This is a genomic window from Stenotrophomonas sp. YJH_SMC_27, from assembly GCF_059369815.1.
This window is the reverse complement of sequence record NZ_JCAFTA010000001.1, coordinates 319322-339717: the sequence shown is the minus strand read 5'-3', so window position 1 is coordinate 339717 and position 20396 is coordinate 319322. Positions and strand designations below refer to the sequence as shown.

Annotated in this window: 16 protein-coding genes; 12 read left to right on the top strand and 4 right to left on the bottom strand. The window is 66.4% G+C overall.

Annotated elements, in window-relative coordinates:
* Window positions 1-99 precede the first annotated feature (99 nt).
* Window positions 100-2154 carry a glycoside hydrolase family 97 protein gene (locus AC5P7R_RS01560; RefSeq protein ID WP_227853947.1) on the bottom strand — a complete coding sequence of 685 codons (2055 nt, stop codon included), beginning with the start codon at window positions 2152-2154 and terminating at the stop codon, window positions 100-102.
* Window positions 2155-2391: 237 nt separating this feature from the next.
* Between AC5P7R_RS01560 and AC5P7R_RS01555 the strand changes: the two genes are divergently transcribed.
* The 6 genes from AC5P7R_RS01555 (at window position 2392) to AC5P7R_RS01530 (ending at window position 9191) form a co-directional block, all read left to right on the top strand.
* Window positions 2392-4584 carry an MGH1-like glycoside hydrolase domain-containing protein gene (locus AC5P7R_RS01555; protein WP_227853946.1) on the top strand — a complete coding sequence of 731 codons (2193 nt, stop codon included), beginning with the start codon at window positions 2392-2394 and terminating at the stop codon, window positions 4582-4584.
* The gene (locus AC5P7R_RS01550) at window positions 4581-6068 is read left to right on the top strand and encodes an MFS transporter (RefSeq protein ID WP_171952356.1); all 1488 of its coding nucleotides are present in this window, start codon (window positions 4581-4583) and stop codon (window positions 6066-6068) included. Before AC5P7R_RS01555 ends, AC5P7R_RS01550 begins: the two co-directional genes overlap by 4 nt.
* Window positions 6068-7783: an alpha-amylase family glycosyl hydrolase gene (locus tag AC5P7R_RS01545; RefSeq protein ID WP_227853945.1), complete on the top strand. Its 1716-nt coding sequence runs from the start codon at window positions 6068-6070 to the stop codon at window positions 7781-7783. Before AC5P7R_RS01550 ends, AC5P7R_RS01545 begins: the two co-directional genes overlap by 1 nt.
* Window positions 7784-7909: 126 nt before the next feature.
* Window positions 7910-8296, top strand: coding sequence for an SseB family protein (locus AC5P7R_RS01540; RefSeq protein WP_021203054.1), 387 nt, complete (start codon window positions 7910-7912; stop codon window positions 8294-8296).
* A gap of 140 nt (window positions 8297-8436) precedes the next feature.
* On the top strand, window positions 8437-8901 hold the full coding sequence (locus AC5P7R_RS01535) for a GNAT family N-acetyltransferase (protein ID WP_021203055.1): 465 nt from the start codon (window positions 8437-8439) through the stop codon (window positions 8899-8901).
* Window positions 8898-9191 (top strand): hypothetical protein, encoded by a 294-nt coding sequence (locus AC5P7R_RS01530; protein ID WP_227853944.1) that lies wholly within the window; start codon window positions 8898-8900, stop codon window positions 9189-9191. The genes AC5P7R_RS01535 and AC5P7R_RS01530 overlap by 4 nt, the downstream gene beginning before the upstream one ends.
* Before the next feature lie 133 nt (window positions 9192-9324).
* Here the strand turns inward: AC5P7R_RS01530 and AC5P7R_RS01525 are convergent, their stop codons facing one another.
* The 3 genes from AC5P7R_RS01525 to AC5P7R_RS01515 all read right to left on the bottom strand — a co-directional run bounded on the left by AC5P7R_RS01525 (window position 9325) and on the right by AC5P7R_RS01515 (window position 14987).
* Entirely contained in the window at window positions 9325-12909 is a 3585-nt protein-coding gene (locus AC5P7R_RS01525; RefSeq protein WP_495213709.1) for an ABC transporter permease/M1 family aminopeptidase, read from the bottom strand.
* A gap of 12 nt (window positions 12910-12921) precedes the next feature.
* On the bottom strand, window positions 12922-13824 hold the full coding sequence (locus AC5P7R_RS01520; RefSeq protein ID WP_171952350.1) for an ABC transporter ATP-binding protein: 903 nt from the start codon (window positions 13822-13824) through the stop codon (window positions 12922-12924).
* A gap of 131 nt (window positions 13825-13955) precedes the next feature.
* The gene (locus AC5P7R_RS01515; RefSeq protein WP_019659374.1) at window positions 13956-14987 is read right to left on the bottom strand and encodes a LacI family DNA-binding transcriptional regulator; all 1032 of its coding nucleotides are present in this window, start codon (window positions 14985-14987) and stop codon (window positions 13956-13958) included.
* A gap of 139 nt (window positions 14988-15126) precedes the next feature.
* Between AC5P7R_RS01515 and AC5P7R_RS01510 the strand changes: the two genes are divergently transcribed.
* From AC5P7R_RS01510 to AC5P7R_RS01485, 6 genes are all read left to right on the top strand, one after another.
* Window positions 15127-15516, top strand: coding sequence for a hypothetical protein (locus tag AC5P7R_RS01510; RefSeq protein WP_021203059.1), 390 nt, complete (start codon window positions 15127-15129; stop codon window positions 15514-15516).
* Between the two features lie 171 nt (window positions 15517-15687).
* Complete coding sequence (locus tag AC5P7R_RS01505) at window positions 15688-16230, top strand: single-stranded DNA-binding protein (protein ID WP_495213707.1); 543 nt, start codon at window positions 15688-15690, stop codon at window positions 16228-16230.
* Between the two features lie 202 nt (window positions 16231-16432).
* On the top strand, window positions 16433-17329 hold the full coding sequence (locus AC5P7R_RS01500) for a hydroxypyruvate isomerase family protein (protein ID WP_021203061.1): 897 nt from the start codon (window positions 16433-16435) through the stop codon (window positions 17327-17329).
* A gap of 27 nt (window positions 17330-17356) precedes the next feature.
* Window positions 17357-19042, top strand: a complete 1686-nt coding sequence (locus AC5P7R_RS01495) for a GMC oxidoreductase (RefSeq protein ID WP_134735498.1) — start codon at window positions 17357-17359, stop codon at window positions 19040-19042.
* Window positions 19042-19617: a gluconate 2-dehydrogenase subunit 3 family protein gene (locus AC5P7R_RS01490; RefSeq protein WP_019659369.1), complete on the top strand. Its 576-nt coding sequence runs from the start codon at window positions 19042-19044 to the stop codon at window positions 19615-19617. The genes AC5P7R_RS01495 and AC5P7R_RS01490 overlap by 1 nt, the downstream gene beginning before the upstream one ends.
* Window positions 19602-20375, top strand: coding sequence for a 3-keto-disaccharide hydrolase (locus AC5P7R_RS01485; RefSeq protein WP_021203064.1), 774 nt, complete (start codon window positions 19602-19604; stop codon window positions 20373-20375). The genes AC5P7R_RS01490 and AC5P7R_RS01485 overlap by 16 nt, the downstream gene beginning before the upstream one ends.
* Window positions 20376-20396: the final 21 nt, after the last annotated feature.

Below are 20396 nucleotides of genomic sequence, written 5' to 3'. Positions count from 1 at the left end.
GTTCTGTAGAGCCGAGCCCATGCTCGGCTGCATTTCGGTGCTACGCACCGCCGCCCGAGCGTGGGCTCGGGCGCTACGGGGGCGCAGGCAGGAAAACGTTCAGCGGATCGGCGTGAAGCGAATGGCCTGGCCACCGCCGGGTGCCAGCACCAGCGTCAGTGCATCGGCGCTGGTCACTTCGCGGGTTTCGCGTGCGAACGCGAATGGATTGCTGCGGAAATCCGCGCCCTCGCCATCACGGTAGATCTCGGCGCGATAGCGCACGCCCGGCTCAAGGAAGCCCAGCGATACCGGCAGCATGCGGCCGTGCTCATCGGTGATGCTGCCGAGGAACCAGTCGCGGCTGTTGCGGTCGCGGCGCACGATCGTCACGTAGTCGCCCACTTCACCATCGAGCACGCGGCTCTGCTCCCAGTCCACCGCCACGTCCTCGATGAAACGGAACGCCTCGCGATGCTGCAGGTAGTGCTCGGGCAGGTCGGCGGCCATCTGGATCGGGCTGTACAGCACCACGTACAGCGCCAGCTGGCGCGCCAGCGTGCTGGGAATGGCCTGGCCGTGGCGGCCCTTCAGGCTGAGAATGCCGGGGGTGTAATCCATCGGCCCGGCCAGCATGCGGGTGAACACCAGGTTGACCTCGTGCTCCGGCGGGTTCGGTGGTTGGCCCCAGGCGTTGTACTCCATGCCGCGTGCGCCTTCGCGCGAGATCCAGTTGGGGTAGGTGCGGCGCAGGCCGGTGTCCTTGATCGGCTCATGCGGGTTCACCGACAGGTGCCGGCGCGCGGCTTCCTGCACCACCTTCAGATGGTGGCGGGCCATGAACTGCCCGTCGTGCCACTCGCGCCACAGCGGTCCCCCTGCCGGATTGCGGCGGTCGACCTGGCCGTCGTCACAGACGTAGCCGGTCTTGAACTGGTCCACGCCCAGCCGTGCATACAGGTCCAGCGCGGCGCCCAGCTGGTCCTCGTAGTGCTCGATGGCGCAGCCGGTTTCATGGTGGCCGATCAGGTGTACGCCCTTCTTCAGGCCATATGCCGACAGCGCTTCAATGTCGAAATCGGGCGTGGCCCGGGTGAAATCGAAGTCATAACCATTGCCCACCCACATGCCGTCCCAGCCCGGGTTCCAGCCTTCCACCAGCACGCCACGGAAGCCGTGCGCGGCGGCGAAGTCGATGACTTTTTTCGTCTTGGCGGTGGTAGCCGCATGCTTCCGCCCGGTCGCCCAGCTCTCGTTGTCCAGGTGCATCGACCACCACACGCCCAGGTACTTGGCTGGCTTCACCCAGCTCACATCGCCCAGCGCGTTGGGTTCGTTGAGGTTGAGGATCAGGTCCGATTCGACCAGACCACCGGCACGGTCGGCGATCTGCAGCGTGCGCCACGGCGTGGCGAAGGGCAGGGCGCGGCGTACCTTCCAGCCTTCGGCCGAGGGCGAGAGCTGCGCGCGCAGGCGCTGCCCCTCGGTGCGCCGCAGCCACATGCCGGCATAGTCCACCAGCGCCGCCTCGTGGATCGCCAGATGCAGGCCATCGCGGCTGCGCAGGGTCATCGGCGTATGCACCAGCGGTACTTCGCGTAGCGGCGTGCGCTGGTAGAGGTATTCGTAGTGGATCGGTTCGCCGGCGGGGATCCACCAAGCGGTGGATTCAGGCGCGATGGCAAACTCGGTCAGTTCGTCATCGATGATCGCCTCGCGCAGGTTCGGTTGCTCAGGGAACACATAGCGGAAGCCGAGACCATCGTCGTAGACGCGGAACACCACATCCAGCCGTCGCTTGCTGCCGGTGGTTTCGGCCAGCTGCACGGTCAGCTCGTTGAAGTGGTTGCGGGTGAGCCGGCGCTCGCCCCACGGCTGCTCCCAGCTGTCGTCGACGCTGCGCTGCTGCTGGCCAAGCAGGGCGAAATCGCGGTCCAGGCGGCCGTCGCGCAGGGCAAAGCCAAGCTTCGAATCCTCCACCACGGGTTCGCCGAAACGCTCGACGCGGTAGCGCGCGGTGCCGCCGTCCAGCACCAGGCTGACCTTCAGCACCTTGCCCGGCGATTCGACGCTGGCCACCTGGGGCGTGGCGTGTACCAGCGTGGCCCATCCCATCAGGGCCAGGCCGAGCATGTGCGCGAATAGCGCGCGTACAGCAGTGGATGACATCGGCAATTCCCCTCCCAAGGCGCCGTTGGCAGACCCGGACCATAAGCCAGCGCGGCGGGCGCGCTACCGCGTGACGCCATGAATACGTATGCAACTGGACGCAGTCGACAGCCCCGCGTCTACCATGGGGCCCAGGCACCTTGAGGGAGGGGCCGCGCCCGCCCGCCTGCAACGACGGTGCGGACCTACAACGCGTGCAGAGAGGGAGGGAGGCCGACGGGCGCAAGCCGGTCCGCCGCTTCGATGCTGAAGATCATTTGCCTGACCGCTGCCCTGGGGGCAGCGCTGGGGACGACCGCGCAGGCGGTCGACCTGCAATTCGACGGCCGCCATGCGCGCGCCGAAGCCGCTGCCAATGGCAGCTTCGTGCTGCATGCGCCGAAGGGCGCAGTGCAGATCGCAGCCGCACCGATGCGCAGCCAGACCGGCAGCGTGATGTTCGATGCACTGTTCGCGCTGGCCCAGCAGGAGATGGACCAGGACCGCGTGGATGCGATCCGCGATCCGGCCTTCGACGAGGGCCGGCCGGTGCCGTGCGAGTGCTTCCAGACCGGCGCGCGCTGGCCCTATGTGTGGACCCGCGATGTCAGCTTCGCCGCCGATCTGGCGCTGGCGCGGCTGGACCCGCAACGCACCCGGCAGTCGCTGCAGTTCAAGCTGTCGGCGGCGCGCGACGGGCACACGCCCGGCCTGTTCGTGGCGCAGGACACCGGTTCCGGCGGCAGCTGGCCGATCAGCAGCGACCGCGTGGTGTGGTTCCTGGCGGCACGCCACCTGCTGGAGGACCGAGCGTTTGCCGATCAGGTCTGGCAGGCGCTGCAGGGCACGCTGGCGCAGGACCGCGCGATGGTGTTCGACGCGCAGATGGGCCTGTACCGCGGCGAGACCTCGTTCCTGGACTGGCGCGAGCAGACCTATCCGGACTGGACCCGCGAGGACGTGCGCTTCATCGGTGATTCCTACGCACTGTCCACCAACGTGCTGCACTACCAGGCACTGCGCCTGGCCGAACGCCTGGCCGGGCAGCACGGCGATGCCCGCGCGGCCGAGTACAAGGCGTGGGCCGATGCGTTGGCGCAGCAGATCGATACGCGCTTCTGGCGCGAAGACATCGGCCAGTACATGAGTTACATCGGTGAAGCCGCGCACCCGGTGCCGTACGCCAAGGTGGATCTGCTCGGCCTTTCGCTGGGCATCCTGGCCGGGGTGCTGCCGCCGGAGCGCGCGCGGCGTGCGCTGGCGGCGTATCCGATGGGCCCGGCCGGCAGCCCGGTGGTGTGGCCGCAGGAGGCGCAGCAGCCGATCTACCACAATCGCGCGATCTGGCCGTTCGTCAGTGCGTACTCGCTGCGCGCGGCGCGGCAGCTGGATGATGCGCCGCGCATCGCCGCCGAAATCCGCTCGTTGATGCAGGGCGCCGCGCTGGCCGGCTCCAACATGGAAAACTACGAGCTGGTCAGCCAGGCCGTGCATGTCGAGGAAGGCGCACTGAGCGGCCCGGTGGTCAATTCCGAACGCCAGCTGTGGTCGGTGGCCGGCTATCTGTCGATGGTGGTCGAAGGCGTATTCGGCGTGCAGGACGATGGCCGCGTGCAGCCCAAGCTGCCGGCCGTGCTGGTGCCCGAACTGTTCGGCACGCAACGCCGCATCTCCCTGGAGGCCAACGGTAAGCGTTATGTGCTGGAGCGGCCGAAGCAGCTGGCCGATGGATTGCTGGTAGCGGGCAAGGTGAAGATGCGTGGTGCCACCACCACCGTGCAGCTGGTCCCCGCAGCAGCGGCGCCGCGCAGCGTAGCAATGACGGCCGACGCCAATGCGCGCGCACCGGCCACGCCGGCCGCACCGCAGGCGCGGCGCAAGGGCAGGGGCTGGAACGTCGAGGTCGCTGCCGGCCAGGTGCTGTGGCAGGACGGTCGCGCGCTCACCGCCAGCAACGGCCAGGCGCACATCAGTGACGATGGCCTGCAGCATTGCCTCAGCCTGACCCGGCGCGACAACGCATTGGAATCGCTGCACAGCCCGACGGTCTGCGTCGGTCCGCAGCAGGTGCTGAAGGGCGAGGATCGCTGGCAGTTCACCTCGGCCAAGGCCGGGCAGGTGCGTCTTCGCCTGCAGTACCGCAACCCGAACGGGCCGATCAACACCGGCGTCACCGCTGCGGTGAAGCAGCTGGTGCTGCAGTGCCCGGGCCAGCCGTTGCAGCGGCACACGGTTACGCTGCCGCACAGCGTGGCGGTGCAGGACTCGACTTCGGCAACGTTCGTTGTGGCCAAGGGGCAGTGCACCGTCGCGCTCGAAGAAGGCTTCAACATGAGCGCGCTTGAACATTTCGCGCACTACACCGGGGGCAAGGGTGGCCGCGAAGGCGTGCTCAACCAGGCCCAGGTGCAGGCGCTGACGGTGGCGCCGGTGGCGATGGAAGAGGGTGCACGATGAATCGCACGGCAAAACCGCAGCTATCGTTCTGGCAGATCTGGAACATGTGTTTCGGCTTCCTCGGCATCCAGTTCGGATTCGCCCTGCAGAACGCCAATGCCAGCCGCATCTTCGAGACGCTGGGCGCGGATATCGACGCGGTACCAGGGCTGTGGATTGCCGCGCCGCTGACCGGCCTGCTGGTGCAGCCGGTAATCGGCTACCTGTCCGACCGCACCTGGACGCGCTGGGGGCGCCGTCGTCCGTACTTCATGATCGGTGCGGTGTTGACCACGCTGGCGCTGCTGGTGATGCCGAACTCGCCGACGCTGTGGATCGCGGCCGGCACGCTGTGGGTACTGGATGCCTCGATCAACGTATCGATGGAGCCGTTCCGTGCCTTCGTCGGTGACCAGCTGGCGCCACGCCAGCGTCCGGCCGGCTATGCCATGCAGAGCTTCTTCATCGGCGTGGGTGCCATCGTCGCCAGCTTTCTGCCGTTCATCCTGGCCCACTTCGGCGTTGCCAACACCGCGTCCGCCGGGGAAGTGCCCGACACTGTGCGCTATGCGTTCTACTTCGGCGCGGTGGTGCTGCTGGCGGCGATCACCTGGACGGTGGTCAGCACCCGCGAATATTCACCGGCGGAGCTGGCCGGGTTCGATGATGCCGAGCCACCGGAACATCACGCGGCGGCCGCGATCAACGGCCCGGCTTCATGGACGCGGGTGACCCTGTGGCTTGGGCTGGGTGTGCTGTTGGCGCTGCTGATCGCCTGGCGGCAAGGCGACCGGATGCTGTACGTGCTGGCCGGCCTGTGCGCCGGCTACGGCCTGCTGCTGGCGGCCGCGCGCGCGCTGCCGGCCACGCATATGCTGGCCGCCATCGTCGGCGACCTGCGCGCGATGCCGGTCACCATGCGCCGCCTGGCGTGGGTGCAGTTCTTCTCGTGGTTCGCGCTGTTCGCCATGTGGATCTACACCACCGCTGCGGTGGCCGGTACCCACTTCGGTTCGACCGATCCACAGTCGGCCGCCTACAACGAAGGTGCCAACTGGGTGGGCGTGCTGTTTGGCGCCTACAACGGCTTCGCTGCGCTGGCGGCGGTGCTGATTCCGCCGATGGTGCGTGCGATCGGCCTGCGCTGGAGCCACCTGGTCAACCTGTGGCTGGGCGGCGCCGGCTTGGTCTCGCTGATGTTCATCCGCGACCCGCACTGGCTGCTGCTGTCGATGGTCGGCGTCGGCTTTGCCTGGGCCTCGATCCTGTCGTTGCCGTATGCACTGCTGTCCGACAGCGTGCCGGCGTCGAAGATGGGCGTGTACATGGGCATCTTCAATTTCTTCATCGTGATCCCGCAGCTGGTGGCGGCCAGTGCGCTCGGCTTTGCCCTGCGCGCATGGCTGGGTGGCCAGCCGATGCATGTGCTGGTGCTGGGCGGCTGCAGCCTGTTCCTGGCCGGCCTGTGCGTGCTGCGGGTTCCGTCCCGTCCGGAGGTGGTGTGATGCGTGGTGTCCTGGCTGTTGCTGTTTCCCTTGCCCTGTTCGCCGGCCAGGCCGTGGCCACGCCGCGCCCGGACTACGTCGGCACCACCGAGCCGTTCGCCAGCGATGCGGTGTACTTCGTGGTCACCGACCGCTTCGTCAACGGTGACCCGGCCAATGACCATCGTGACCAGGGTGGCGCGCACCGCACCTTCGACATCCCAGTGCCGTGCCCGGACAAGGTGGACGGCAACATCGGCTACCTCGGTGGTGATTTCCGCGGTGTGCTCGACAACGCGCAGTACATCCGCAACCTCGGTTTCGGCGCGGTATGGATCACGCCCATCGTCGACAACCCGGACGAGGCGTTCACCGGCAGCAAGCCGATCAGCTGCACCAGCACGCTGACTGATCGCGGCAAGACCGGCTACCACGGGTACTGGGGCATCAACTTCTACAAGCTCGATGAGCACCTGCCCAGCAAGAACCTGGATTTCGCCGGGTTGACCAAGGGCCTGCACGGTGCTGGCTTGAAGGTGGTGCTGGATATCGTGGGCAACCACGGCTCGCCGGCCTGGACCATGCCGACGCGACAGCCGCAGTTCGGCCAGATCTTCGACAAGGACGGAAAACTGATCGCCGACCACCAGAACCTGCCGCCGCAGAAACTGGATCCGAAGCACAACCCGCTGCACGCGTTCTACAACAACATTGGACCGGTCGACAACAAGGATGGCTCGATCTTCGATGGCAACCTGGCTGAGCTGTCCGACTTCAACCAGGACAATCCGGCGGTGATGGACTACCTGGTCGGTGCCTACCTGCAATGGACCGCGCAGGGCGTGGACGCATTGCGCATCGACACCATCGGCTGGCTGCCGCACCCGTGGTGGCATGCCTTCGTCAAGCGCATCCGTGCCGAGCACCCGGGCATGTTCATGTTTGGCGAAGCCTTCGACTACAACGCGGCGACCATTGCCGAGCACACCTGGCCATCCAATGCCAACGTGAGCGTGCTCGATTTCCCGTTGCGCGGGGCACTGGAGCAGACCTTCGGCACCGCCAACAAGGGCTTCGAGACCCTGGCTGAGCCACTGCACCTGAGCGGTGGCCCGTATGCCAATCCGTACGAGCTGATGAGCTTCTACGACAACCACGACATGCCGCGCCTTCAGGCCAGCGACACCGGCTTCATCGACGCGCACAACTGGCTGTTCACCGCGCGCGGCATTCCGGTGGTCTATTACGGTTCGGAGACCGGCTTCATGCGCGGCCGCGCCGAGCACGCCGGCAACCGTGCCTACTTCGGCCAGCCGCGCGTGGACGCTGCACCGCAGAGCCCGATCTTCGCGCCGCTGCAGCGCATTGCCAAGCTGCGCGAGGCCACCCCGGCCCTGCAGCGCGGCCTGCAGGTGAACGAACGCCTGCAGGGCGATGAGGCGGTGTTCTTCCGCGTGCTGCAGCACGGTGACGTGGCGCAGACCGCGCTGGTGCTGCTGAACAAGGGCGACCAGGCCAGGACGCTCACCGTGGCGCGTTACGTCCAGTCCGGCCGCTGGCGCGATGCACTGGACGGCGGTTCGTTGCAGGTGGATGCCTCCCTGGAGGCCGAAGTGCCCGCACACGGCGTGAAGGTGTATGTGCTGGATGCCGCCGTGCAGCAGCCAGCGCTGCAGGCCGAGCTGGACAAGGCGATGACCGACCAGAAGGCTCGGGACCAGCGTCTGGGACGGTGAGGGCGCCGCCGGGCATGGCCCGGCGCTACCGCTCTGGTGGGTGCCAACCTCGGTTGGCACGCTCTTCGAGCAGTCGAGCAGGCTCGACCCTACAATAGGCCCCCCCTCACGCCCCGCCGTACCGCCATGACCGACCTCGCCCCGCAGACCCCGATCGAAACCCTGCTGAAGGCGGCGATGGACGGGGCGGTGCCGATCCGCGCCTTCATGGAGGCCTTCGTCGCTTCCGAGGTGGTACTGCTGACCGGCAGCCTGGTGACCCCCGATGGCAGCGGCTTCGACCCGCTGCTGTTCGACAAGCAGGGCACCCTGCACGTGGCCGTGTTCACCGATCCGTCGCGGGTGGGCATCTACAGCCAGCAGGCCGAACACCAGATCCGCTGGCGGATGCTGGACGTGCTGCGCCGCGTGCCGGGTGGCTACGGCGTGGTGATCAACCCGGGCACTTCGCTGGGCTTCGAGATCTCGCCCAGCGGCGTCGGCGAGATCCTGAAGGACTTCGCCCAGGGTTGATTGTCATGTAGAGCCGAGCCCATGCTCGGCTGCCGTTCGCGCAATGCCGGATCAGTCGAGCACGGCGCGACTCTACAGAAGGCTTCCCTTCGAGCGCCGTCCGTGATCCTCTTGGGCAATATCGGGATCAAGGCATTGCCATGGAATTCAGGGTATTACCCGCTGGCGCACCGGAACGGCAGCAACTGGCCGAGTGGTACCACGCACAATGGGGCCAGGACGCGGGCCTGTCGCTGGAACAGGAACTGCAGCGGCTCAATCCGCCGCAGGACGCCGGAGGTTTCCCGCACCTGATCGCCGCCTTCGATGGAGACCAGTTGGTTGGTGCCGTGCAGCTCAAGCGCAGGGAGATGCAGGCATTCCCGCAGTATGAACACTGGCTGGGCAGCGTGTTCGTGGCCGACAGCCATCGGGGCCGCAGGCTGGCCAGTGGGCTGGTCCAGCAGGCAGCGGCGCAGGCGGTTCGGATGGGCGTTTCCGAGTTGTATCTACAGACCGAAGCGCTGGATGGCGGCCTGTACGCTCGGCTGGGCTGGAAGCCGCTGCAGGAAGCCGACAACCGCAGCTATCGCGTGCTGGTGATGGTGCGCAGGTTGGCCGCATGAGCGCATCCACATCACGCCATTCCCGCTCTGCGCTGATCTTCCTGATCGCGGCGATCGTTGCCGCGCTGGTGTCCATGCCCTTGCTGCGCGCGGTGGGCATGGTGCTGTGGCCGGTGTTCGTGGTTGCCTGGCTGATCAACCTGGGCGCGGCCTGGCATCTGGCCCAGTGGGCACGCCAGCAGGGCCGTTCGGCGTGGGCGTTCGGGTTACCGGCGGTGCTCGGCACCGTCGCCTCGGTCGTGGTCTTCGTGCTGCTGGCGTTGCTGGGGCCGAAGGCCGCGGTGCACTGAATTTTCGCGGCTGCCGTAGACAATGTGCCGAGCATGGCTCGGCACTACAGGAGGGCCAAGCCAAACAGCAAAGCCGAGCCAAGCCCGCACGTGCTGCGTGGAACGCTGGCGCACAGGCCGGCGCCCCGTTGCCTCACATCGTCACCTTGCGCCGATTGTCATCGCTCACCCGGTCGATCAGCTTGTTGTAGGGATCGAAGCCTGCTTCGTCCGGCTTTTCATCCACCGTCACCGTGATCTTCGGCGCGGCGCTGGTGATGTGGTGGCGCTGCAGGTACAGCACCTTCTGGTCGCGCTCCTTGCCCGACGGCCCATTGGCGAACACGCCGATCTCCACCCAGTCATCCATCTTGCCGGCGGTCTCCTTGCCCTTGCCATCGGCATACTGCTTGCTGGCATGCAGGTCCAGGGTCACGTCGTAACGACCGTCATCGCGCTTTCGGGCGCTGGCGGCCATCACGCGGTTGTCGTAGAAGCTGATCTTCTCGAACAGGTCAGTGACCAGCTGCTGGCGGTCGGCCGGGGTCTCGGCACGGATGTAGCTCAGCAGTTCGCGTGAGGTGGTGTACGGCGGCTGCTGGTAGCCCTTGTCCTGCAGGAAGCGCTTCAACGCGCGGTTCAGGGCCACTTCGCCGATCTCTTCACGCAGCCGGTAGAACACCAGCGAACCCTTCTGGTAGTGGATGTACTGCTGGTTCTCCACGCGCTCCAGCGGCTGTTCCTCGATGGCCTCGCCGCCGCGGCCGGACAGGTAACCGTCCAGTTCGCGCTTGAGGAACTGACGCATGTGCTGGCGGCCGTACTCCTGCTCCATCACCATCAGTGCCGAATACTGCGACAACGATTCGGACAGCACCGTGGCGCCCTGCACGTTGGCACCGATCACCTGGTGCGCCCACCACTGGTGTGCGATTTCGTGCGCGGTCACGTAGAACACGTAGTCCACCTTGTCCGGGTCACGCAGGTCGGCGATGAAACCGATGGCTTCGGAGTAGGGGATGGTGTTGGCGAACGACTGCGCGAAGCGGGCATAACCCGGGAACTCGATGATGCGCACCTGGCGATGCTGGTACGGGGTGAAGTTCGCCTCGTAGTAGGCCAGCGATTTCTGCACCGCTTCGATCATCCGCTCCACGTTGTAGCCGTGCGCCGGGTCGAAGTAGACCTCGATCGGTATGTCCTTGTACTTTGCCTTGCGCACCTCCCAGCGCGCCGACAGATAGGCGTAGAAGTTCAGCATCGGTCGATCCATGGCATAGCTGAAGCAGCGCCAGCCATTGACCGTGCTCTCATGCTGCAGATAGCCCGGGGCCAGCGCCACCTGGTCCGGTGCCGTGCAGATCGTGGTGCGGAAGTCGAGCCAGTCGGCATCGTTGGCTATGTACGTGTTGGCACGCGCGGCTTCGTCTTCCAGCTTGGGCATGCGCCGCGGCTCACCCAGGTCGCGCTTGCGCCGCTCGTTGCGGTCGGTGATCTCCGCGCCCTCGTTGTAGCCGAACGACGGCAACACGCGGCTGTTGAAGAACGTGCCGTTGTCCACGATGTTGCTCGGCGCCTGGCCGGCGGTGATGCCATTGGGCTTCTGCACCACCCGGAAATGGACACGGCGGCTTTCGCCCGGTTGCAGAGGCTTGTCCAGCCGATAGATGCGATACCCCAGGTCCTTGGCATGGAAGGCCATCGTCTGTCCGCCAAGATCGGCGGCTACCAGCTGTTTGTCATCGCCCATCGAGACATGCAGTTCCGGGATCGGCTGCGCGTGGAGATTGCGGATCGTCCAGTTCGCATCGATCACCATCGACTGCGATTCGGGGGACAGGTCCACGCGGTTGTCCACCGCCACGATGCGGGGCTGCGGCAGGTTGCGGTACTTCGACAGCTCGCGCTCGTAGCGGGCCTGCAGATCCAGCTGCTGGTCCGGAGAAAGGAACTCGTTGCGGATGTTGGTGCTCCAGTACAGCCAGCCCCCCACGCCGACGAACGCCACTGCTGCCAGCGCTGCAAAGGCGCCGGTCGGGCCGCGCAGGCGGCGGCCGGCCAGAGCCAGGCGCTGGCGCAGGCCCTGGCTGACACCCCGTACCCAGAAGGCCGACGCCAAGCACATCAGCGTCAGCAGGAACAACGCCCAGTAGCCCTGGAACGCCAGTTGCCCGGTCAGGAAGTGGCCGTAGCCGTTCATGTCCGAATAGGGCGCGTTGGGCCAGCTGCCGAAGTTGTACAGGTTCTGCGTGTAGTCGAGCAGGCCGAGCACGCCCTGGCCGATCATCACCACGATCAGCAATGCGTATCCGACGAACTTGTTGTTGGTGAGCACCTGCAGCACCAGCGCCAGGCCCCCCATCAGGATGTAGACCACCGAATCCAGCGCGAGGCTGCGCAGGTACAGCAGCGGCTCCAGATGCGTGTAGCCCTTGGCCAGCTGCACGCCCATCGCGGCCAGCGCGCCGGCGGCCTGGAAGCAGATGATCACGGCCAGCAGTGCGGTGAACTTGGCCAGCAGAGGCACCCAGTTCGGCACCGGCATGGCATCGGTCACTTCATTGATGCGCGCACTGCGTTCCTTCCAGACCAGCTCACCGGCGAAGAACAGCACGATGATCACCAGCAGCCAGCTGAAGGCCCCCTGCAGGCCCATGATCATCTGCGAGGTGACCGGCCAGATCGAGGTGCCGTACAGGGTCTGCCGGAACAGCGCGCTGGGCAGGAAGTTGGCCAGGCCCAGTACCAGCAGCACGATGAACGGCACGCTGCGCAGGACACCGCGTGTATCGAAGCGGACTTGGCGCAGGAACTGCTGCCACGCCGTGCTGGCAGTGAACGCCGGTATCACGCGCGGCAGTGTCGCGCGGGTGGGACGGACCACGCTGGCTTCGGAAGCCGGTTGCGCCTGCCTGCGGCCCCAGCGCCGACGGCCACTGCCGCTGCGTTCGGTGCGGAACAGCGCGAAGGTGGCGGCAAACAGCGCGGCAGCCACGCCCAACCACAGGGCGCGATTGGCCAGCAGGTAGCCGGCCAGCTCGGGAACCCCGCTGTTGCGTTCGGCGGTGGACCAGTAGCGGATGGTACGGCCGAGTGCGCGCATGCCCAGCGGTTCGCTCAGCACCGCGATCCACGTATTGTCGATGTCGCGCAGCAGGGCCGCGCTGGCGCCGTACAAGACCAGGTAGGCCACCAGGCCGATGTAGACCCAGAGGATCGAGCGGGTCAGCGCTGCCAGCAGCGACAGCAGCGCGGTGGTGAACAACAGGTTCGGAATGACGACGACCGCGAACGTCCAGGCATAGCCCTGCCAGCTGATCGGGCCCATGCGCTCGGGATCGACCCACGGCATGAACGGCGCCAGCCACAGGCCGAATGCGATCAGGATGTAGACCAGCAGCCCGGCCGCCAGGGCGGCAGCGATGCGCCCGGCCAGGTAATCGCGGCGCTTCACCGGGCTGGCGAAGATCAGTTCGGCAGTGCCGAGTTCGAAGTCACGCAACAGCGCGTTGCTGACGAACAGGGCGGTGACCAGCATGCCGAGCAGGGTGAAGATGCCCAGCATCTGTGCGATCACGGTGGGCGCGTTGCTGTGCACGTTGCCGGTGCCGCCACCGATCTGCACGGCGTCGCTGGACGCGGCGGCAAAGGCAAGCAGGGCGAACAGCCCGGCCAGCAGCCACAGCAGCGGGGATCGCAGCTGCTCGCGCAGCTCGAAGCGGAAGAAGTTGAGGATCATGGCGTGCTCCGCTCAGGCTGCGACGCGGCTACGGGCCTGAAGGCGCAGGCGCTGGAAGTACACGTCCTCGAGGTCGGGAGCCACGGCCGCGAAGCCGTCGCCAGGGTCGTTGGCGCTGTGCACGTGGATCACCGGGCGGCCACCGACCAGGCGGGTGGACAGCACCACGTAGCGTGCCTCGTGGTCGGCCAGTTCCGAAGGATCAACCTGCTTGCGCCAGACCTGCTGCTGCAGGGCGTCGATGGCATCGGCCGGGCGCCCGGTCAGCAGCACCTGGCCTTTGTTCATGATCGCCATCGTCGGGCACAGATCGGTCACGTCCTCGACGATGTGGGTGGAGAGGATCACCGCCACGTTCTCGCCGATCGCCGCCAACAGGTTGAGGAAGCGGTTGCGCTCTTCCGGGTCGAGGCCGGCGGTGGGTTCATCGACGATCACCAACCGCGGGTCACCCAGCAGCGCCTGGGCAATGCCGAAGCGCTGGCGCATGCCGCCGGAGTAGGTGCCCAGCTTGCGCTTGCGCGCGTCCCACAGGTTCACCTGCTGCAGCAGCCCATCGACCACCTCGCGGCGCTGCGCGCGCTGCGTCAGGCCCTTGAGCACCGCGAAATGCTCCAGCAGGTCCAGCGCGCTGACTTTCGGGTACACGCCGAAATCCTGCGGCAGGTAGCCCAGCCGGCGGCGCACCGCGTCCTTGTCGCGCAGTACGTCGATCGGCGCCTCGCCTGGAATGGTGAGGGTGGCCGTGCCGCTGTCGGCTTCCTGCAGGGTGGACAGCGTGCGCATCAGCGACGACTTGCCGGCGCCGTTCGGACCGAGCAGGCCGAACATGCCGCGCGGGATGTCCAGGGTGACGTTGTTGAGGGCATGCACGCCGTTGGCGTACGTCTTGGACAGCGAATCGATCTTCAGCATGCGACGTACACCTTTCCATGGGCGATGTCTGCGCGTTATCCGCGCATCGGCTTCCGTGCGCATCCGCCGTTGGTCATGGGGGGAGAATTCCGCCGTCGCACGTTGGGGCGTGGCGGGAGGTCTGGCGGCGCTTACCGGCGCAGCGACGATTCCCGCACCACCAGCTTCACCGGGATGCTCTGGCTCTGCACCGGCTGTCGGCCGATCAACGCCAGCAGGCGCTCCACCAGCAGCTGGCCGGCCTGCTTGGTGTCCTGCTGGACCGTGGTCAGCGCCGGGGACACCGAGGCCGCCAGCGGGATGTCGTCGAAGCCGGTCACCGCCACGTCCTGCGGCACCCGGAGCCCGGCCTCGCGCAGGGCGCGCATCGCACCGATGGCGATCAGGTCGCTGGCGGCGCAGATCGCATCGATCGGCTCGCCACGCGCCAGCAGCGCCTGGCAGGCCTCCTGGCCGGAAGCCTCGGTGGTGATCGCATCGTGCTGCAGCGCCGGTTCGGCGGCCAGGCCGTGGTCCTGCAGGGCCGCGACGTGGCCGCGGTAGCGTTCCTGGAATTCGGGGTAATGGCTGGAGGCATGGCCGAGGAAGGCGATGCGGCGGCAGCCCTGCTGCAGCAGGTGGGTGGTGATGTCATGCCCGCCCTGGAAGTTGTCGCTGCCGATCGACACGCCCGGCTGGCCGGGCAGGGCGGCGCCCCAGCGCACGAAGTGCGTGCCCTGTTCGACCAGCCGCTGCAGGCGGTCGCGCGATTCGTGGTAGTCGCCGTAGCCGAGCAGGATGATGCCGTCGGCCTTGTTGCTGTCCTCGTAATCGGCCTGCCAGTCGGTGGACAGCTGCTGGAACGAGACCAGCAGGTCCTGCCCGTGCAGCGCGCAGGCGCGGGTGATCGAGCCCAGCATCGAATGGAAGAACGGATTGATCAGCGAATCGTCGTTGGTCGGGTCTTCGAAGAACAGCAGGGCCAGCGTGCCGGCGTTGCGCAGGCGCAGGCTGGAGGCGTTCTTGTCGACCTTGTAGTTCAGCTCGCGGGCGATGCGCAGGATGCGCTCGCGGGTCTCGGCGTTGACCATCGGGCTGCCGCGCAGGGCCCGCGACACGGTTGGCTGGGAGACCCCGGCCAGATGGGCGATGTCCAGGGAGGTGGCTTTGCCTTTGATCGTCATGGGAACGCGGGAGGGGGCAGGGGGAAGGGTGCCCGGGCATGATGCCATGGGGTGGCTGCCGGCCGTCCTGGCCGTCACTGCTTGTGGCCACGGTCGCGGTCGTGCGACGGTCAACACCATAGCCTGATGGAGCCAAGCGGTGACCTTTCGCCTGTACCCGGGTGTCCCCGACGATTTCGAGGCGCGGATCCGCATCCTTGCGCCAGAGGAGGGTGGGCGTCGCAGCCCGGCCCGGAACGGTATCCGCTGGGACTTCGCCTACGCCGATGACGCCGGGGCGCCAGAGCTGTTCATGATCTGGCCCGACTTCCGTCACGCCGAGGGCGACAGCTGTGCGACCGAGCTGCCGGTGGGCGAGCCCCTGTTGGCCGGCCTGACCGTGGTCAATGAGGTGCTCAGGGCGGGGCTGCACCGGGAGCGTATCCGGCCCGGCGTGCGCTTCCACTGCCATGAAGGGCCCAGGGTGGTGGCGGTGGGGGAGCTCACACGGGTCACCGGCTTGCTGCTGGATCGCACCCTGCTTCGTTGAGGTCGGTTCCGACCCGGATCGGCCGGATTCCCGACGGGCCGGGGGCGAAGGGAATGGTAAGATGCCTCGTTCCGATATCCCCCCATTCGCAACCGCGGGAGGTCCAGCGTATCGGCACCCCGTCGGGTGTGCTATCACTGGTCCAGCCCCGGACAACGGAAGAATCCATCTATGGCGCGCGGCATCAACAAAGTCATCCTGGTCGGCAATCTCGGCAACGACCCGGACGTGAAGTACACCCAGAGCGGCATGGCGATCACCCGCATCAGCCTGGCCACCACCAGCGTCCGCAAGGACAAGGATGGCAACCAGCAGGAGCGCACCGAATGGCACCGCGTGGTGTTCTTCGGCAAGCTCGGCGAGATCGCCGGCGAGTACCTGCGCAAGGGCAGCTCGGTCTACGTCGAAGGCAGCCTGCGCTACGACAAGTACACCGGCCAGGACGGCGTGGAGAAGTACTCCACGGACATCATCGCCGATGAAATGCAGATGCTGGGCGGCCGCGGTGAAGGTGGCGGTGGTGGCAACTACGGCGGCGATCGTCCGCAGCGCCAGCAGGCGCCGCGCCAGGAGTACGGCGGCGGCGGTGGCCAGCGTGGCGGCCAGGGCGGCAACCAGGGCGGCGGTTACGGCAACCAGGGCGGCAACCAGCGCCCGCAGCCGCAGCAGGCGCCGCCGATGGACGACTTCGCTGACGACGATATCCCGTTCTGATCGGACGCTCGCCTGCAGCAGAAAAGAAAGCCCCGCTCATGCGGGGCTTTTCTTTGTCCGCGATTGCTACGGAGTTGTGCCCCGCAGCATTGAATTTTCGTGCACCGCAACTTGCAAGCATCCAATTTCCTCCCCTATGGTGCAATCGATTGCATTGCTGTGAATCGTTGCGTTTGATACCGGTTGGGAGGCCGGAAGGTGGATGTCCATCCATTCGATCAGACCGGCTCCTTCGAGGGGGCTCACGCGGCGCGATGCGCTGCGCATGGCGGTTGCTGGAGGCGTAGCTCTGGGTACTGCGGGAGCGTTGCCTGCATTCGCCACCACTGCACCGCTGAAGGGCAACCTGAAGCAGGCCGTGGCCCGCTGGACCTTCCCGCAGCTGTCAGTTGCCCAGCTCTGCGCGACGGTGAAGGACATCGGCTTTGCCGCGATCGACCTGGTCGGCCCCGAAGACTGGCCCACGCTGAAGGCCCATGGCGTCTACAGCTCGATGTGCAACGGCGCGGAGCTGGGCCTTACCAAGGGCTTTGCCGGCCGTGAGTTCCACGACCAGCTGGTAGAGCGCTACACGCGGCACATCGATCTGGTGGCCGATGCCGGTTACCGGAATCTCATCTGCTTCTCCGGCAACCGCAACGGTATGGACCCGCATGACGGCATGGCCAATGCCGAGGCTGGCCTCAAGCGCATCCTCGGGCATGCCGAGAAGCGCGGTGTGGTGCTGGTGATGGAGCTGCTCAACTCCAAGGTCGATCACCGCGACTACCTGTGCGACCACTCGGCCTGGGGCGTGGAGCTGTGCCAGCGGCTCGGCTCGGACAACTTCGGCCTGCTGTACGACATCTACCACATGCAGATCATGGAGGGCGACATCATCGCCACCATCGGCAAGCATCACGCCTGCTTCAAGCACTACCACACCGCAGGCGTGCCTGGCCGGCATGAGATCGGAGACCAGCAGGAGCTGAACTATGCAGCGATCTGCCGCGCGATCCGCGACACCGGTTTCAAGGGGTATCTGGCGCAGGAGTTCACGCCTGCCGCGCCCGATCCCGTTGCCTCATTGCGCGAGGCGATCCGCCTCTGCGACGTCTGAAACGATATCCACCCAGGTGAGAGACCCATGGCAGATAATCACTACGACGCCATTGTTGTTGGCTCGGGAATCAGTGGCGGCTGGGCAGCGAAGGAGCTGACCGAGAAGGGCCTGAAGGTCCTGATGCTGGAACGCGGGCGCAACATCGAGCACGTCAAGGACTACGTCAACGCGATGAAGGAGGCGTGGGATTTCCCGCACCGCAACCGGCCAACGCAGGCAATGAAGGCCGCGTTCCCGGTGCTGATGCGCGACTACGGGCTGGCTGAGAACCTGGAAGGGATGTGGGCCAACGAGCAGGACTCGCCCTACATCGAGACCAAGCGCTTCGACTGGTTCCGTGGCTACCACGTCGGTGGTCGTTCCTTGATGTGGGGGCGGCAGAGCTATCGCTTCTCCGATCTGGATTTCGAGGCCAACCTCAAGGACGGCATCGCCACCGATTGGCCAATCCGCTATGCCGACATCGCGCCGTGGTACGACCATGTAGAGAGGTTCGCCGGCATTGCGGGCACGCGCGAAGGACTGGACGTGTTGCCGGACGGCGAATTCCTGCCGCCGATTCCCTTGAACATCGTCGAGAAGGATGTGGCCGCGCGGATCAAGAAGGCCTTCGGCGGCACGCGGCACATGATCCACTCGCGCACTGCCAACATTACCCAGCCGATGCCCGAGCAGGGCCGCGTGAACTGCCAGTACCGCAACAAGTGCATCCTGGGCTGTCCCTTCGGTGCCTATTTCTCGACCCAGTCGGCGACGCTGCCGGCGGCGATGAAGACCGGCAACCTGACGCTGCGGCCGTTCTCGATCGTCAAGGAAGTGCTCTACGACAAGGACCGCAAGCGTGCGCGTGGCGTGGAGGTGATCGACGCCGAAACCGGGCAGACCTACCAGTACACCGCCAAGGTCATCTTCCTCAACGCGTCGTCGTTCAACTCCACCTGGCTGCTGATGAATTCGGCGACCGACGTCTGGGACGGGGGACTGGGTTCTTCGTCGGGTGAGCTGGGGCACAACGTGATGGACCATCATTTCGGTGCGGGCGCCTCGGGCCGGGTCGAGGGCTACGAAGACAAGTACTACTTCGGCCGCCGGCCCTGCGGCTTCTACATTCCGCGTTTCCGCAATGTCGCGTCCGACAAGCGCGGCTACCTGCGCGGGTTCGGTTACCAGGGCGGTGCCAGCCGCACCGGCTGGTCGCGCGAGATCGCCGAGCTGAACATCGGTGCCGACCTGAAGGAGGCGCTGACCGTGCCGGGCGACTGGCGCATCGGCATGACCGGGTTCGGTGAAATGCTGCCGCACCACGACAATGCGATCCGCCTGGACCGCAACCGCAAGGACAAGTGGGGGCTGCCGGTGCTGGCGATGGATGTGTCCATGCGTGCCAACGAACTGGCGATGCGCAAGGACATGGCCGCCGATGCCGCCGAGATGCTGGAGGCGGCCGGGGTCAAGGACGTGAAGATGCACGACAACGACTATGCCCCGGGCAAGGGCATCCATGAGATGGGGACCGCGCGCATGGGACGTGATCGGAAGAGCTCGGTGTTGAATGCACACAACCAGGTCTGGGATGCGCCCAATGTCTATGTGACCGACGGTGCCTGCATGACTTCCAGCGCCTGCGTGAATCCCTCGCTGACGTACATGGCGTTGACGGCCCGTGCGGCCGACCATGCGGTGCGCGAACTGAAAGCGGGGAACTTCTGATGGATCGCCGCGAACTGCTGAAGATGATCGTCGCCGCCACCGGTGCGGCCATGGTTGGCCTGCCGGCGCTGGTGCAAGGGCAGGCGCCGGCCGCGGGGGCGATGCCCGCGTTCACCGATGCCGATATCGGCACGCTGGACGAGATCGCCGAGACCATCCTGCCGCGGACCCGGACACCCGGGGCGAAGGACGCGGGCGCCGGTGCCTTTATGGCGACGTTCGTCAGCGACTGCTACACCGCTCGCCAGCAGGCGGTGTTCCGTGCCGGCCTGGCCGACATCGACAAGCGTGCCGGTGGCCGCTTCCTGTCGCTCACGCCGGAGGCACGCACCGCGTTGCTGCGTACCCTGGATGCCGAAGCCAAGGCGCGCAATGCCGATGTGACCGAGACCGGTACGCCAGAAGAAGGCGAGGCGATGCCGCATTACTTCACGATGATCAAGCAACTGGCCATCTTCGGCTTCTTCACCTCCAAGGTCGGTGCGACCGGGGTGCTGCAATACGTCGCTGTGCCGGGACGTTACGACGGCGACCTTGCCTACGTTCCCGGTACGCCTGCATGGGGGACCAGCTGATGGACGACACCTGGATGATCCGCGCTCTGCTGGGCACCGCCGGCCTGCTTGCCGCTGCGACGGCATTCGCACAGGACGGTGCCGATGCTGCGCGTGACCCGAAAAAGACCGAGGTGTGGACGCCGGTGCCTGCGGTGGTGGCCACGCCACCGGGCAAGGCACCGTCGGACGCCATCGTGCTGTTCGATGGCAAGGATGTCTCGGCCTGGGAGGCGGAGCAGGGAGGGCGTGTACCCTGGAAGGTTGCCGATGGCGCCATGACCGTCGTTCCGGGCAGCAAGGGCATCCGCACCAGGCAACGCTTCTGCGATATCCAGCTGCATGTCGAATGGCGTACCCCCACCGAGACGAAAGGCTTCGACGGCCAGAACCGGGGCAACAGCGGCATCTTCCTGCAGGAACTGTATGAGTTGCAGGTGCTCGACAGCTACCACAACCCGACGTATGCCAACGGCCAGGCGGGGTCGATCTACAAGCAGGCGATGCCGTTGGTGAACGCCTCGCGCGCACCGGGGCAGTGGCAGGCCTACGACATCATCTGGAAGGGACCGCGCTTCTCTCCGGGCGGTGGGCTGCTCTCGCCGGCGCGCATCACGGTGCTGCACAACGGTGTTCTGGTGCAGGACGATACGGCTGTGGCGGGCAGGACCGAGTACATCGGTCCTCCCTCCTACTCACCGCACGGATGTGCGCCGCTCTATCTGCAGGAGCATGACTCCAGGGTCAGCTACCGCAACATCTGGGTGCGCGAACTGTAGCGGCACGCGGCCGGCGTGGTC